Origin of the sequence: Pluralibacter gergoviae ATCC 33028 = NBRC 105706 (assembly GCF_001598855.1) — a bacterium.
Classification (GTDB): domain Bacteria; phylum Pseudomonadota; class Gammaproteobacteria; order Enterobacterales; family Enterobacteriaceae; genus Pluralibacter; species Pluralibacter gergoviae.
Map to the genome: position 1 here is coordinate 57,682 of NZ_BCZS01000007.1, position 13,986 is coordinate 71,667.

Here is a 13,986-nt window from a genome sequence, read left to right on the forward strand (position 1 = left end):
GGCTTAAAAATAACGCGAGCGGGCTGTGCCCGTAGTTCGTTACTCTCTCCCATCCGGACTCTAACCGTCGGCCCCGGAATTTCACCGGATCTGCTGACCTTTGGATAACAACCCAAAGCGCTCGCGGGCTTTCAACGTTCGTTGATTTACCGCCGGTGGGGAATTTCGCCCCGCCCTGAGAATAAGCGAGATAACTATAACGCTAATGATTACCTCCGGCAATGCATAAGCTTCACACATTTTTCGATTTAGATTTGGGGTAGGTAGTCGGGAGCGGAAAGGCTACAATGAGCATTAACCACGACAAATCAGGAAAAGCAAAATGATTGACGCGAAAAAAATTGAGCAGATTGCGCGCCAGGTCCACGAGTCGATGCCGAAAGGGCTGCGCGATCTGGGTGACGACGTTGAGAAAAAGGTTCGCCAGGTGCTGCAGTCTCAGCTAACGCGCCTTGACCTGGTGAGTCGTGAAGAGTTCGACGTCCAGACGCAGGTGCTGCTGCGTACCCGCGAGAAACTCGCTCTGCTTGAGCAGCGTATTGGCGAGCTTGAGGCGAAAACCGCAGCCGCCCCGGCGCCGGCTATCCCGCCGGTGGATGAGCAGCCGTAACGCTGTTGTAAGGCGCAACGGTCAAACGGGCTAACGCAGGAAACCTGACGGCGTTAGCCCGTTCATCTTTCAGGGCAATATCAAAACTCGGTCCACTCCTCCTCAACTGCCGCCGGGCGTCTCATTTTGGGCGCCTCCTTTTCCTTCACCGCCTTCACCCCGCTTGCGGCTACCGTCGGCGCTCTCCGGCTCTGGACCGAAGCCGTCCCGTGTTCGGCCGCGTTGATGGTGAACACCGAGACGGTATCGAACAGGTTTCTGGCGTTAGAGGACATATTTTCGGTGATGGCCGCGGACTCCTCTACCATCGCCGCATTCTGCTGAGTCGCCAGGTCCATCTCATTTATCGCCATCGCCACCTGGCCGACGCCAGTATTCTGTTCATCGGAAGCGTGGGTGATCTCCTGCATGATATTGCTGACGTGAGTGACGGAGGAGACTATCTCATCCATGCTTTTGCCCGCATCGGCGATCAGACGGGCGCCATCGTCCACGTTTTTCACTGACTCGTTAATCAGATGGCTAATTTCTTTGGCCGCATCGGCGCTGCGCTTCGCCAGATTGCGCACTTCCGTTGCGACGACCGAGAAACCGCGTCCCTGCTCGCCAGCGCGAGCCGCTTCAACCGCCGCATTAAGCGCCAGAATATTGGTCTGATTGGCAATACCGTCGATGACGCTGTTAATCTCAGAAATTTTACGCGCGCTCTGCGAGATTTTATCCATGGTGCTGACGACGCTGCTCATCACCGTGGAGCCATTATCCGCCGCGGCGCGCGCCTGCTGAGAGAGTCCATTCGCCTGGCGGGCGTTTTCCGCATTGTTGGAAACGGTGGTTTTAATCTCCTCCATACTGGCTGCCGTCTGCTGCAGCGCGCTGGCCTGCTCTTCCGTACGCGATGCCAGGGCGTGATTGCTGCTTTCTATCTCCTCGGAGTTGAGGTTAATCTGGTCCGAGGCAGACCTGACAGCAGTAATAATTTTGGTAATAGAGGACTGCATTCGCTTGAGGGACTGTAGCATCAGTCCGATCTCATTCGGGCTACCGACGTCAAATTCATGGCACAGATCGCCTTCGCCGATCTTATCCAGCGCGGTCGATGCAATTTTCAGCCGGTCGAAAATGTTCTTTTTGATAAGCAGGTAGGAGATAAAGGAGAAGACAACGGCGATCAGCAGTAAAATCGACACCGTGACCAGGAAGGATTCGCGATCTTTGTCGAAACTATCGCTCATTTCATCCTGGATCTTCACGTTCAAATCCATATATTTCATAATGGCTTCATCAAGCGCCTTCTCCCGCTGTTCATTATCAAAACCGCGATTATTATAGGTTTCCAGCGCATGCATATTCGCTGCGTAATTCTCCAGTACGCCATTAAAGGCCGCGTTGATAACGTCGCCAAGTTTTCCCGTTTCCACCGTGGTATTGGGAGAATCCATAAACTTACGCTGAAAAACTCTGGCTTTATCAAGATTAACTTTAATATTTGCAGCCTTCGCCTCCATCACTGCTTTCGGAACATCCGGGTCATTATTAACGGAATTAATATCCCCTTTAGCATTGTTCAGAATCCGCGTTGCCTGGCTAAGGTTTCTAATATTGGTCGTTAGCGTCTGAATTTTATCAAATGACGAGGCGACGGTGTACATGGATTTCAGACCATATACCGATATGACAACTATGGTAATACATAGTGCCATTAATATGACCTTAATAAGTGCCGATATTTTTAATGATTTCATATTATCTCTCTGTTATAACCAAACGCCGGGCAAATAGAATGCAATGCGTGCCCATCACCCAGCACACACCCGGCCTCTGACTTGCCTGAAAAGTATCCCTGACAGGATTTATTCCTTAAGAAAGCTCCTATAACAATGGTACTCGTAACAATAGCAAGTGCAATTTATTTCATGCCAGGCAATACCGGGAGTACCGCGCAGAAAACGCGGTATTATGTCGTTATAAAGGCTCTGATTAACGCGCGACGATTATGCGCCGGCAAGTACGGAGAAAAGTTGTGAAATGAGCTCAAACATCATCGCCATCATTGATTCAAATGATGGGGCAAGGGTATACATAATCAGGGATAGCGCCAGCATACCGACCGTCAGGGTCAGGGGAAAGCCAATGACAAAAATGGATAACTGCGGCGTCAGCCTGTTCAGCAGTCCCAGCGTGAAGTTAATGCATAACAGCAGCGTAATAATTGGCAAGCCGAGTAAAATACCAAACTTGAAGATCAGATCGGCCGACTTGGCAAAATAGAGGAAACCTTCCGGGTTGAGCATCGTACCATTCACCGGAAAGGTATTGAAACTGTCCACCAGCACATTAATCATCCACAGATGGCCATTGAAGGCGAGAAACAGTAACACCGCCAGCAGGTTGAGAAAGCGCGCAATAATCGGCATATTGCCGCCGCTGACGGGATCGAAGAAGGTTGCAAATGATAACCCCATCTGCAGGCCAATAATTTCCCCGGCGTTTTTTACTGCGACAAAAATAAATTGCGCAGTGAGACCCATAACACAGCCAATGACAATCTGTTGAACGGCCAGCAGTACTCCGTCAAGCGAGAAAAGATGGATATCAGGTGCGGGTAGCATCGGCGCAATAAGCACCGTCAGGAGTACCGCAAGGCTAATTTTAACCTTTTTATTGATACTTTTTTCACTAAAAAATGGCGCCGTACTGAATAACGCCAGAACTCTGAATAGTGGCCATATACCTTGATTGATGGCAGGATAAAAATTTGCAGCTGACAGGGAGAGCATAGCTATCCAATAATATAGGGAATACTGTTAAACAGGGTTCGCATATAATCAAGAAAAATGTTCAGCATCCAGGGGCCCAGCGCAATACCTATCGCCACAATGGCCAGAATTTTTGGAATGAACGACAGCGTCATTTCATTGATTTGCGTAGAGGCCTGGAGAATACTGACCACCAAACCGGTTAACAGCGCCGTTAAAAGCAGCGGCGCTGAAATAGTCAGGCCCATTTTTATGGCCTGAAAGCCCATGGCAACAACGCTTTCTGGTGTCATTTATATACCGTTAACTAAAGAAACTTTGCGCCAGCGATCCCATCAGCAGCTGCCAGCCGTCCACCAATACAAACAGCATAAGCTTGAAAGGTAATGAAATCGTTGCTGGCGGCACCATCATCATTCCCAGCGCCATCAGCACGCTGGCCACCACCAGATCAATAATCAGAAAGGGAATAAAAATAGTAAAACCAATCTGAAACCCCGTCTTCAGCTCGCTGGTGATATATGCCGGCATCAGCACGCGCATCGGAACGTCGCTTTTACGCTGAAAGTTATCCACTTTCGCCAGGCGCGCGTAGAGCGCGAGATCGCTTTCCCGGGTTTGCTCCAGCATAAAATCGCGCAGCGGTCGTACGCCTTTATCGAGCGCCACCTCCATTGAGATCTTATCCTGCGACAGCGGCTGCCATGCGTCATCGTAGATGCGGGTAAAGACCGGCGACATGACATAAAACGTCAGAAATAACGCCAGTCCGATCAGCACCTGATTGGGCGGCGTGGAAGGCGTGCCCAGCGCGGTACGCAGCAACCCCAGCACAATAATAATGCGGGTAAAACCGGTCATCATCAGCAGCACCGCCGGTAAAAAGGTCAGCGACGTCAGTAAAACCAGCGTCTGAACCGGCAGCGACCACCCTCCGCCTTCGGCGGCGCGGGTAACCACGATGTCACCGTTAGCTGCCCACGCACCGTGCAGCGGTATCAGACACGCGACGGCCAGCACGGCGAAAAAAGGCGCTGAAGAGCGAAAATAGCGATAAATCTTGTTCATTCGATCTGTCTTGTTCCACGTTTATTCAGCAGCTTTTTCAACGCCGTCTGAAAATCCGTCCCACCGGCCTGCGGTGCAGCACATTCCTCTGCTGGCTTATCCGCTGTGGCAAGGCAGGAAATATGCGCCGCCGTCACGCCAAGCAGCAGACGCTCATCCTGCCAGTCAACCACCACCAGCCGCTCTTTCTGCCCGATGGTCTGGCTGGACACTACGCGAAGATCGCCCTGGCCAGCGAATTTGCCGCCTGCGCGTCTGAATCGCCGCGCGGCCCAGAGTACCGTTGCGGCAATCAGCAGGATGATGGCCACGCCGCCGCCCAGATTCGCCATCAGGCTACCGGGAGCAGCCTGGGCGTGCCATGGGCTCGACGCGTGGCTCTGACTCTGGCTGTTCATTATCGACTTAGCCGATGCATACGCTCTGAAGGCGTAATAATATCGGTGATGCGAATACCAAATTTATCGGAGACCACCACCACTTCCCCCTGGGCAATTAAATAGCCATTAATCAGGATATCCAGCGGCTCGCCTGCCAGACCTTCCAGCGCAACGACTGAACCCTGGCTCAGGCGCAGCAGCTCTTTAATTGTCATCTTGGTGCGGCCCAGTTCGACCGTCATCTTGACCGGAATATCGAGGATTAAATTCATATCTTCCGGGAAGCCGACCGTCAGATTATCTTTCGCCGCAAGGCCACCTTGAGAGTGCTGTTCACTCATGGCCTCGCCCCAAAGATCGTCCTGGGATTTTTTATCCGCTTCCGTCTGTGGCGTGTTATCACTCATGGGGGAAAGACTCCTTTTTGAAGGCTAATAACGCGGGACTCATCATACTCTCGACTTTTAAAGCATATTGCTTATTCACTGAACCATAATTACCCGTGAGAACCGGCACGCCGTCCACTCGAGCCTCAATTGTTTCTTGCTTATCAATAGGAATAACGTCGCCTGCCTTCATCTTCATCACCTGGGAGAGGCGAATGGGAATATCAGCAAAACTTGCCACCAGCTCAACTTCGGTATCGCGTATCTGGGTCGATAGCGTTTTGCGCCACTGCTGCTCTTCCTGACCGGAGTTCTCCAGAGGCGGGCTGGTTAACAGCTCGCGCAGCGGCTCAATCATGTTGAACGGAATACAGATATCAAACTCGCCGCGGTGGGCGCCAATCTCGACAAAGAAAGGCGTCGTGACCACAATATCGTTCGGCGAGGAGGTGATATTAGTAAATTTGACCTGAATCTCGGCGCGAACATACTCGGTGGTCAATTTAAAAATCGAACTCCACGCCGAGTCGTAGGCATCCAGCGCCATCCTCAGCATGCGGGTAATCACCCGCTGCTCGGTAGGCGTAAACTCTCGCCCGTCGGCTTTGGTCGGGAACCGGCCATCGCCGCCAAACAGATTGTCCACCGCAATAAAGACCAGGTTTGGCGAGAACACAAACAGCGCCGTTCCGCGCAGCGGATTCATGTGCACCAGGTTGAGATTGGTCGGTACCGGCAAATTGCGGGCAAACTCATGATAGGGCTGAATTTTAATGTTACCGACGGTGACGTCCGGACTGCGGCGCAGCAAATTAAAGAGCCCCATGCGGAACTGACGTGCAAAGCGCTCATTAATAATTTCCAGCGAGTGCAGACGTTCCCGCACAACCCGACGCTGGGTAGTGGGATCGTATGGCTTAATATCGCTTTCCGCCGCCGCACCTTCAGCCATCTTTTCGCTTTCGGCGCTACTGCCACCGTTTAACAGGCGATCAATTTCATCCTGTGACAGGATACTGTCAGACATAGATATTACCGTAGGATAAAGGCGTTAAATAAAACATCACTAACAAATATATTTTGATGCGGCGAAACCGGTTTTCCTAACTCTTTCTTAATTATGCCAATGAGATTACTTTTACCTTCCTCAGTGGATAATGATTTCGCCGTTTGATGCGATAGTAAAATAAAAAGCCGACTGCGAATATCTGGCAGAAATTGCTCGGCGAGCTTTTTAGATTGTTCGTCATTCACCCGTAAGGTAATCCCGACATAGAGCACGCGGTCAAGATCTTCACCTTCCGGCTTAAGGCTGACGGTAAAGGTATCCATCGGTACATAGATAGGCGCAACAACCTCTGCAGACTTACTACCGCTGGCTACTTTGCTGTTTCCAGCCACCTGGCCGCGAAGGTTTTTCATTTCATAAAATGTATATCCGGCAAGCGCACAGCCCCCTACAGCAATAAGCATCAGTAAAATCACCAACAGCGAGTTTTTTTTCTCGCCTGTTGCGGCTTTTTGGTTCTTTTTTTTCATCTTATTGAAAAACCTTGTTTAAAAGTAATCCTGGTTACTAAAATACATACCGGATGAGCGGCTCATTCTATTACAGTATCTGCGCAGGACAATTCACTAAAAAACCGAAACTATTGTCCGCATTTCATACTATGAAATTAGTTGTCAAATAAATGTATTTATTTCGTTGGAATGAACTCGCTGATGAATAATTCGCGGTTCAACCTCATCGACTGCGGCAGCGCCCTCTGCGCTCCCCTCCTTACCACCACGTTCGCCAGAGTGAGAATGGCCGGACGCGAACCCCTCTTCCCAGCGGGGGTGGGCTTCAGATCCTACGCTGCCGTGCCCCAGCTCAATGCCAGACTCCGCCAGCGAGGTGCGCAGGTGCGGCAGCGCGGCCTCCAGGGCAGCGCGAACCTGATGGTTACCGGTAATAAAATGCATCTGCGCGCGATCGTTATTCAGACGCAGGTTGACCTGTATCGCGCCCAACTCTTCGGGATGCAGCCGCAGCTCGGCGTTGTGAATGCCGCTGCGGGTAAACCACGAGAGCTGATGGCTGAGCGCCTGCTGCCAGGCGGGCGTACCCAGCGGCTCAGCAAGCGTCGGCGTGGGGAGCGGGCCTGCGGCCTGTGCCGTTGGCTCCGGGGGCGAAGCGAAAGTCGGCGCGGAAACACGCAGCGCGCCATCCGGCAGTGCGGCAAAGCGGTTATCGGGCGCGGGCGACGGGGGCGCATCCGCCTGCATTTGCGGCTCCGGTTTCGCGGACGATGCATCACCGGCAGCCGCGTCTGCGGCCTTGACCGCCGTCTGCGCTTCGCCATGACCAGGCCGCCCGGCCTCCTCCCCGCCCTTCAGCGCGCTGCCGTGTACGATTGCCGACAGGTTTTTTTGCGCCGGGCGCGATTCCGGGCGCGCGGTGCCGGAGCGCGGCGCTATCCCGCCAGGCAGGACGGGCATCGCCTCTGTCTGTCCCGCCAGCGCTCCGACGAGCGCCGCCTGCGGTGCAGCCTCTCCCGGTGCGAAGGAAGTCTGCGCCGAGGCCGCGGTGGCCACCAGCTGCTGCAGGCGCTGCTGCGGGGCATCTACCTGTAAAGCGTCTCCGGCCGGTACGGCGCCCGCGCCGGAGCCCGGCACATCGGGCACCGCCAGAGGGATCGGGATCGCCGGTTGCGCTACCGCCTCTCCCTCTTCGGACCGCTTTTTGTGGTTATCGCCTTGCGCGGGCCGCTCCCCGCCGTCAACGGCTGGCGCTGCCTTCGGCGTGTCGCCGTCCGCCTTTTGCCGCTTTTCATCAAGCGTGGCAACAAAATCGGCCTCATCGCCGTCGGTTTCCGTCTGCGATGCTCTCGCCGGCGGCGCCGGACTTACTGCGGGTACTATTTGGGCAATCATAAAATCTTTTTCCTGGTAGATGCACGCTGTGCAAATTCATCCATCGCTTTCTGCTCCAGACGCTGCTCTTTTTGCATTCTCACGGCCTCAGAGCGACTCTGCAGCGTTTCAAAGGCGTTGAGCCGCTTCTTATCCTGACGCCATGTCTCAAGCTTCTCGTCAACCGCCTCCTTGCAGCGGGCCACGTGGCCGGTATGCTGGCGAACCACTTTTCCCAGCGAGTCGATAAAGGACTGGCGGTTAAGCAGTTCAGCCATCGGTATTCCCTTGCCGGAGACGGTGCTGTGCAGCTGCTGCTGATACTCCAGCGCAAAGTTTTCGAGCTGACGAAGCTGCTCTGTCGCGAGGGTATACACCTGCTGGACCTTGCCTAATTCAGCGGTCGTGTCCGTCAGAGTCTGTTCGGCCATATCGCGCAGGAAGGCCATCGGGCTGGTTGCTGCCATCGTCACCGCTCTCCGTTATGTTTATACATCGCCAATAAGCCCGTTGAGGGCTGCGCAGGCATCTTCATAGAGGCTACTTTCGTGGATCCCCTGCTGCAAAAAGGCTTCCATCTGCGGATAAAGGCGAATAGCGCTGTCCAGCAGCGGATCGCTGCCGGCGGCGTAAGCGCCGACGCTTACCAGATCGCGGTTGCGCTGCCAGGAGGAGAGCAGCTGCTTGAACCGCTGCACCTTCTTGTAGTGCTCGGGGGGGATCAGTTCGGTCATCGCACGGCTGATGGAGGCCTCAATATCAATAGCCGGGTAGTGTCCCGCCTCCGCCAGGCGGCGCGAGAGAACAACGTGCCCGTCGAGGATCGCCCTCGCCGAGTCGGCGATAGGATCCTGCTGATCGTCGCCCTCGGTCAGCACCGTATAAAAGGCGGTAATCGATCCGCCGCCTTTAACGCCGTTGCCGGCGCGCTCAACCAGCGCGGGCAGTTTGGCAAACACCGAGGGCGGATAGCCTTTGGTGGCCGGCGGCTCGCCGATGGCCAGGGCAATCTCACGCTGGGCCATCGCGTAGCGGGTCAGCGAGTCCATAATCAGCAGTACGTCCTGGCCGCGATCGCGGAAATCTTCCGCAATGCGGGTGGCATATACCGCGCCCTGCATACGCAGGATCGGGGAAACGTCGGCCGGTGCGGCGATGACCACGGCGCGCCTGCGCCCCTCTTCGCCGAGAATATTTTCAATAAAGTCCTTAACTTCTCTGCCGCGCTCGCCGATCAGGCCGACCACAATCACGTCCGCCCGGGTAAAACGCGCCATCATCCCCAGCAGGACGCTTTTGCCGACGCCGGAACCGGCGAACAGGCCCATGCGCTGACCGCGGCCGACGGTCAGCAGGCCGTTAATGGCCCGCACGCCGGTGTCGAGCACATTTTTAATCGGATCGCGCAGCAGAGGGTTAACGGTTGGGGTAAACAGCGGCGCATAGCGCTCGCAGGCGGGCGGCGGCAGCCCGTCCAGCGGCCGGGCGCTGGCGTCCAGCACCCGCCCCAGCAGCTCCGGCCCCAGCGGCAGCTGCTTGCCTTTAATGGCCCCCGCGCCGCTGTCGAGCGCGTAGACCCGCGCGCCGGGCAGGATGCCGTCGACATTTTCCAGCGGCATCAGATAGAGGCACTTGCCGTTGAAGCCCACGACCTCGCTCTCGACGCAGTCCAGGCCGTGATTCGACTGGCGCTCAACGATGCACAGCGTACCGATGGGAAGCTGAAGCCCCACCGCCTCCATCACCAGGCCCGTCGCCCGGGTCAGCTTGCCGTACTGGCGAAAGGAGGCGAGCCGCGATATCTGCTTCTCTTTGCGCTCAATCGCGTCCAGCCACTTTTTTAACCGCAGCGTCATAGGTGCGCGTCCTCGCGCGACAGCTGGCACAGCTCCTGCCAGCAGGTGGTGAGCGTGGCGTCGAACTCCCCTTCTTCAGAGGTCAGGCGGCAGCCGCCGGGCAGCAGCTGGTTGTCAGTGCGCAGTTCCCAGCCCAACGCCTCAAGAGAGTCGCCCACTTTCTCTCTGACCATATCGGCATCGCCAGGGTGCACCCACAGCTGCGAATGGCCTTTAAACAGCGTGTCTTTTTGCAGCAGCTGCTGGATCTTGTCCATCAGCACCGTGCTGTCAAAGCTGACGTGGCTGCCGAGCATGGCGCGGATCGCGGTCAGCGATAGCTGAACCAGCCGCGCCGGGATGACGCTGTCGAGGTTATCCAGGGTGATTTTGAATTCATCGCACCACTGGTTAAAGCGCGCGATCGACGCCTGCTGCTCGGCCAGCGCCTCTTTCTTGCCCTGGGCTGCGCCCTCCTGCTGGCCGTGCACGAAGCCGTCTTCATAGCCCTGCTTTTTTCCTTCATCGAAGCCGCGGGCCATGCCCTGCGCCATGCCTTTCTGCTCCGCCTGCTGATAGAGGCGGGTTAATTCTGCCTGCACCTGCTCATCGGACTGCAGATCGACCGGCAAATTGTCGATGATCTCCTGCTCAACCGGCACGGCCGCCTCCAGCAGATCTTTCGGCTGCCAGCTCTGCCAGGCGGTGCGGCTCTCGCTATCAGATATAGGCATCATCGCTTCCTCCCAGCAGGATCTCACCGGACTCCGCCAGGCGACGGACAATCATCAGAATATTTTTCTGCTCGGCCTCAACCTGAGACATACGCACCGGCCCGCGGGAGGCGAGATCTTCCACCATAATGTCGGCCTGGCGGCGGGACATATTGCGGAAAAACTTCTCGCGCAGCTCCGGCTGGGCGCCTTTGAGGGCGATAATGAGGGATTCGCTTTCGATCTCCTGCAAAATGCGCTGAATGCTGCGATCTTCCACTTCGACGAGGTTTTCGAAGAGGAACATTTCGTCGATGATTTTCTGCGCCAGCTCCTGATCGTATTCCCGCACGGCGGCAATAGCGGCGTCTTCCTGCTGGCTCTTCATCAGGTTGAGGATCTCCGCCGCCGGACGTACGCCGCCCATCTTGCTGCGCTTGAGATTCTGGCCGTGCAGCAGGTTGTTCAGCACCTCGGTCAGCTCCTGGAGCGCCGCCGGCTGGACGCCGCCGAAGGTGGCGATACGCAGCATAATATCGTTGCGCTCGTGCTCATCGAACTTGCTGAGAATATCGGCCGCCTGGTTACGCTTGAGGTGAACCAGAATAGTGGCGATGATCTGCGGGTGCTCCTCGCGGATCAGATCGAAGACGTTCTGCGGCTCCATAAAGTTGAGCGTTTCGATACCGTTCGCCCCCTGCTGGGAATCCAGCAGGTCTTCAAGCAGGCTGGAGGCCCGCTCCTCGCCCAGCGCCTTGACCAGTACGCTGCGCAGATAGTCGTTGGTGTTGACGCTCAGTACCGCGTACTCGCTGGAGTCGCGCTGGAATTCGCCAAGAACAGTGGACAGATCTTCATGGGTAAATCCGCCCATATTCACCATCGCACTACTGATCTGTTTGACCTCATGCGTATTGAGATGTTTGAACACTTCGGCGGCCAGTCCGTCGCCGAGGGTCAACATGACGATGGCACTTTTATCGTAGGCATTCATTGTTGCTTCATGTCCTTGTTAATCCACTGACGAATCACCAGCGCGATGACGCGAGGCTCTTGCTCGGCCAGATCGCGGAGTTTCTGCGTATTAAGCTCAACTTCGACGCGCTGTTCGGCTTTCTCTCTTTCGCTCTTCTCGGCGTTGATCTTATGGGCATCCAGCTGGGCCTGGCGCGCTTCTCTCTCCAGTTCGAGGCGATGGATAACCGCCTCCTGATGGCGGATCCAGGCAGGCTGGACCAGCTTGCGCCACAGCACCCACGCCACGATGGCAATAAACAGGTAGCGGGCCGCGTACATCAGCAGATCGAATAAGGCCTGCTGCTTCCAGAACGGCGGCGGCGCATCTTCCTCGACGGTGCTGAACGGCGAGTTAATAACGTTAACGGTATCGCCGCGCTGCGCCGAGTAGCCCACGGCTTCTTTAACAAGCGTATCAATCTGCGCCAGCTGTTCTTTGGTGAGCGCCGCCGGTTTGCCGCCTTTTCCTGGCAAATAGTTCACCACCACCGCCACGGACAGACGCTCAACCTCACCGAGGTTACGTTTGGTGTGGGTCAGCGTGCGGTTAACCTCGTAGTTGGTGGTTTCGTCCTGGCGGTTGTTGTAGGGCACGGCGGACGCCGGGGCCTGTGAAGCCGCTGTGCTGGTCTGGCTGGTACTATTCTGTACGGCGCCCGCACCCAGAGGCCGCGTCAGCGGCGCCGCAGCAGGGGTCGGCGCCTGGTTGCTGAGCGCGCCGGGCACGCCGCCGACGGCATTGCGTCCGCCCTGCTGAGAAATGCTGTTCTGCCGACTGCGGATCGCCATCTTATTGACGTCAGTATTAGGCTGATACGCCTCGTCGGTCTGCTCGTGGAGCGTAAAGTCCAGCTGGGCGGTAACCTGCGCCTTAACGTTACTGTGGCCGACAATCGGTGCCAGTATCGCCTGAATGCGCTGCTGGTAATCCGCCTCAAGATCGCTGGTGTACTTCAGATGCGAGGTCTGGATAGCCTGTTCGCCGCTCTGGGTCAGCAGGCGGCCATTCTGATCCACCACCGTGACATGGTCGGCATTAAGACCCGGGACGGCGCTGGAGATAAGATAAGTAATGGCATTCACCTGGCCTGAATCCAGCGAGCGGCCGCTGTTGAGGGTGACCGTTACCGATGCGGAGGCCACCTTCTGTTCACGCACAAACATCGAGGGCTTAGGAATGGCCAGATGAACGCGGACGGTATGAACCGGGCCGAGGGTCTCAATCGTGCGGGAAAGCTCCCCCTCCAGCGCCCGCTGGAAGTTGACCTGTTCGCTGAACTGGCTGATGCCAAACTTTTCCTGATCCAGCAGCTCGAAGCCAACCTCGCCGCCCTTCGGCAGTCCAAGCTGGGCAAGTTTGAGGCGCGCTTCGTAGACTTTATCGGCCGGTACCGTGATGGCCCCGCCGCGGTCGGTAAAGCGATAAGGGATGTTCATCTGCGACAGCTGCGACACCACGGCCCCGCCATCCTGATCGCTGATGTTGGTGTACAGCACCCGATACTCAGGCGTCTGCGCCCAGAACACCAGCCCAATAATAAGAGAGAGCGCAGCCGCTGCCGCAATCGCTAAAACGAGTTTGGGACTGGATCGCAAACGCTCCAGCTGCGCAATGACAGTAGCAGTGCTATTTCTTTTGATATCGTTTGTCGTGGCATTCATGCCATAGTCCTGTAAGAAAATAAATAACGTGAATAGATGCCAAGTTACCGCTCAACATTGCAAGCTCAGATATCAAAGCAGGGCGCTAAACACTTTGACCGAATTTCAGCGGCGTATTATCTGCCAAAAATAGTTTTTCTAAGTATCAATAAGCTTAAACTTGTGACGGCTTTTCACGTTATATTGTTTGCTAGCTGACATGTTAATCTTTGGTAATCAATCATCATTAAGATAAATTCAGTACCCTGTCTTCGTCAGGTTACTAAGTCAGGAGCAAATAACAGTGTCAATTCAATCAATGAGCCGGGTGCTGGACCAGATTAATGCCCAAAGCCAGCAAATTGCAGCCTCGCAGAACGGGGCATTTTTACCGACGACTGCGGGCAGCAAGAAGACGTCTTCGTTTTCTAATGAATTGCTCAACAGCATTAACAACATTAATACAATGCAAACCCGCGCGCAACAGGAGTCTCAGGACTATATGACCGGCGCTTCGGATATTGGTCTTAATGATGTGATGGTCGACCAGCAGAAAGCGTCGGTAGCGCTAAACTTCGGCGTTCAAATGCGTAATAAGTTAGTCAGCGCCTACCAGGATATCATGAGCATGGGCGTATAATAGCGAAAAGACATTATTTATGCCTGTATTTCAAGGGATAAA

The 13,986-nt window shown here is 55.3% G+C and carries 16 protein-coding genes and 1 riboswitch; of the genes, 2 read left to right on the forward strand and 14 right to left on the reverse strand.

Annotation, left to right across the window (positions count from 1 at the left end; translation table 11 throughout):
- Nucleotides 1-37: 37 nt before the first annotated feature.
- Nucleotides 38-187: riboswitch (FMN riboswitch) on the reverse strand.
- 135 nt (nt 188-322) lie between these two features.
- Nucleotides 323-610, forward strand: coding sequence for a ubiquinone biosynthesis accessory factor UbiK (gene ubiK / locus ENGE1_RS09315; RefSeq protein WP_043081945.1), 288 nt, complete (start codon nt 323-325; stop codon nt 608-610).
- An 80-nt stretch (nt 611-690) separates the two neighbouring features.
- On the opposite strand, the gene ENGE1_RS09320 is transcribed toward ubiK, so the two are convergent.
- The 14 genes from ENGE1_RS09320 to fliF form a co-directional block, all read right to left on the reverse strand.
- Nucleotides 691-2,355, reverse strand: coding sequence for a methyl-accepting chemotaxis protein (locus ENGE1_RS09320; protein WP_072065369.1), 1,665 nt, complete (start codon nt 2,353-2,355; stop codon nt 691-693).
- A gap of 249 nt (nt 2,356-2,604) precedes the next feature.
- Nucleotides 2,605-3,390: a flagellar biosynthetic protein FliR gene (gene fliR, locus ENGE1_RS09325; protein ID WP_048253447.1), complete on the reverse strand. Its 786-nt coding sequence runs from the start codon at nt 3,388-3,390 to the stop codon at nt 2,605-2,607.
- Nucleotides 3,391-3,392: 2 nt separating this feature from the next.
- The gene (fliQ, locus tag ENGE1_RS09330) at nt 3,393-3,662 is read right to left on the reverse strand and encodes a flagellar biosynthesis protein FliQ (protein ID WP_043081943.1); all 270 of its coding nucleotides are present in this window, start codon (nt 3,660-3,662) and stop codon (nt 3,393-3,395) included.
- A gap of 10 nt (nt 3,663-3,672) precedes the next feature.
- Nucleotides 3,673-4,437: a flagellar type III secretion system pore protein FliP gene (gene fliP, locus ENGE1_RS09335; RefSeq protein ID WP_048253448.1), complete on the reverse strand. Its 765-nt coding sequence runs from the start codon at nt 4,435-4,437 to the stop codon at nt 3,673-3,675.
- Complete coding sequence (gene fliO, locus ENGE1_RS09340; protein WP_043081942.1) at nt 4,434-4,769, reverse strand: flagellar biosynthetic protein FliO; 336 nt, start codon at nt 4,767-4,769, stop codon at nt 4,434-4,436. Before fliO ends, fliP begins: the two co-directional genes overlap by 4 nt.
- Before the next feature lie 65 nt (nt 4,770-4,834).
- On the reverse strand, nt 4,835-5,224 hold the full coding sequence (fliN, locus tag ENGE1_RS09345) for a flagellar motor switch protein FliN (RefSeq protein ID WP_048253450.1): 390 nt from the start codon (nt 5,222-5,224) through the stop codon (nt 4,835-4,837).
- On the reverse strand, nt 5,217-6,230 hold the full coding sequence (gene fliM / locus ENGE1_RS09350; RefSeq protein WP_043081940.1) for a flagellar motor switch protein FliM: 1,014 nt from the start codon (nt 6,228-6,230) through the stop codon (nt 5,217-5,219). The genes fliN and fliM overlap by 8 nt, the downstream gene beginning before the upstream one ends.
- 5 nt (nt 6,231-6,235) lie before the next feature.
- The gene (gene fliL / locus ENGE1_RS09355) at nt 6,236-6,742 is read right to left on the reverse strand and encodes a flagellar basal body-associated protein FliL (RefSeq protein ID WP_048253451.1); all 507 of its coding nucleotides are present in this window, start codon (nt 6,740-6,742) and stop codon (nt 6,236-6,238) included.
- Nucleotides 6,743-6,886: 144 nt separating this feature from the next.
- Nucleotides 6,887-8,119, reverse strand: coding sequence for a flagellar hook-length control protein FliK (locus ENGE1_RS29200; protein WP_053075576.1), 1,233 nt, complete (start codon nt 8,117-8,119; stop codon nt 6,887-6,889).
- Entirely contained in the window at nt 8,116-8,565 is a 450-nt protein-coding gene (gene fliJ / locus ENGE1_RS09365; protein ID WP_043081937.1) for a flagellar export protein FliJ, read from the reverse strand. The genes ENGE1_RS29200 and fliJ overlap by 4 nt, the downstream gene beginning before the upstream one ends.
- Nucleotides 8,566-8,586: 21 nt before the next feature.
- Complete coding sequence (gene fliI, locus ENGE1_RS09370) at nt 8,587-9,954, reverse strand: flagellar protein export ATPase FliI (protein WP_043081935.1); 1,368 nt, start codon at nt 9,952-9,954, stop codon at nt 8,587-8,589.
- The gene (locus ENGE1_RS09375; protein WP_043081933.1) at nt 9,951-10,667 is read right to left on the reverse strand and encodes a flagellar assembly protein FliH; all 717 of its coding nucleotides are present in this window, start codon (nt 10,665-10,667) and stop codon (nt 9,951-9,953) included. The genes fliI and ENGE1_RS09375 overlap by 4 nt, the downstream gene beginning before the upstream one ends.
- Nucleotides 10,654-11,640, reverse strand: coding sequence for a flagellar motor switch protein FliG (gene fliG, locus ENGE1_RS09380; protein ID WP_043081932.1), 987 nt, complete (start codon nt 11,638-11,640; stop codon nt 10,654-10,656). Before fliG ends, ENGE1_RS09375 begins: the two co-directional genes overlap by 14 nt.
- Nucleotides 11,637-13,325 (reverse strand): flagellar basal-body MS-ring/collar protein FliF, encoded by a 1,689-nt coding sequence (fliF, locus tag ENGE1_RS09385; protein ID WP_048253452.1) that lies wholly within the window; start codon nt 13,323-13,325, stop codon nt 11,637-11,639. The genes fliG and fliF overlap by 4 nt, the downstream gene beginning before the upstream one ends.
- 283 nt (nt 13,326-13,608) lie before the next feature.
- Between fliF and fliE the strand changes: the two genes are divergently transcribed.
- Entirely contained in the window at nt 13,609-13,944 is a 336-nt protein-coding gene (gene fliE / locus ENGE1_RS09390; protein WP_225823475.1) for a flagellar hook-basal body complex protein FliE, read from the forward strand.
- The last annotated feature ends 42 nt before the right edge of the window (nt 13,945-13,986 follow it).

Coding starts and splice junctions, on each gene's coding strand:
- fliN (WP_048253450.1), bottom strand. CDS start 5,224: ATGAGTGATAACACGCCACAGACGGAAGCGGATAAAAAATCCCAGGAC.
- fliJ (WP_043081937.1), bottom strand. CDS start 8,565: ATGGCAGCAACCAGCCCGATGGCCTTCCTGCGCGATATGGCCGAACAG.
- fliI (WP_043081935.1), bottom strand. CDS start 9,954: ATGACGCTGCGGTTAAAAAAGTGGCTGGACGCGATTGAGCGCAAAGAG.
- fliO (WP_043081942.1), bottom strand. CDS start 4,769: ATGGCGAATCTGGGCGGCGGCGTGGCCATCATCCTGCTGATTGCCGCA.
- fliL (WP_048253451.1), bottom strand. CDS start 6,742: ATGAAAAAAAAGAACCAAAAAGCCGCAACAGGCGAGAAAAAAAACTCG.
- fliG (WP_043081932.1), bottom strand. CDS start 11,640: ATGAATGCCTACGATAAAAGTGCCATCGTCATGTTGACCCTCGGCGAC.
- ENGE1_RS29200 (WP_053075576.1), bottom strand. CDS start 8,119: ATGATTGCCCAAATAGTACCCGCAGTAAGTCCGGCGCCGCCGGCGAGA.
- ENGE1_RS09375 (WP_043081933.1), bottom strand. CDS start 10,667: ATGCCTATATCTGATAGCGAGAGCCGCACCGCCTGGCAGAGCTGGCAG.
- ubiK (WP_043081945.1), top strand. CDS start 323: ATGATTGACGCGAAAAAAATTGAGCAGATTGCGCGCCAGGTCCACGAG.
- fliM (WP_043081940.1), bottom strand. CDS start 6,230: ATGTCTGACAGTATCCTGTCACAGGATGAAATTGATCGCCTGTTAAAC.
- ENGE1_RS09320 (WP_072065369.1), bottom strand. CDS start 2,355: ATGAAATCATTAAAAATATCGGCACTTATTAAGGTCATATTAATGGCA.
- fliR (WP_048253447.1), bottom strand. CDS start 3,390: ATGCTCTCCCTGTCAGCTGCAAATTTTTATCCTGCCATCAATCAAGGT.
- fliP (WP_048253448.1), bottom strand. CDS start 4,437: ATGAACAAGATTTATCGCTATTTTCGCTCTTCAGCGCCTTTTTTCGCC.
- fliQ (WP_043081943.1), bottom strand. CDS start 3,662: ATGACACCAGAAAGCGTTGTTGCCATGGGCTTTCAGGCCATAAAAATG.
- fliF (WP_048253452.1), bottom strand. CDS start 13,325: ATGAATGCCACGACAAACGATATCAAAAGAAATAGCACTGCTACTGTC.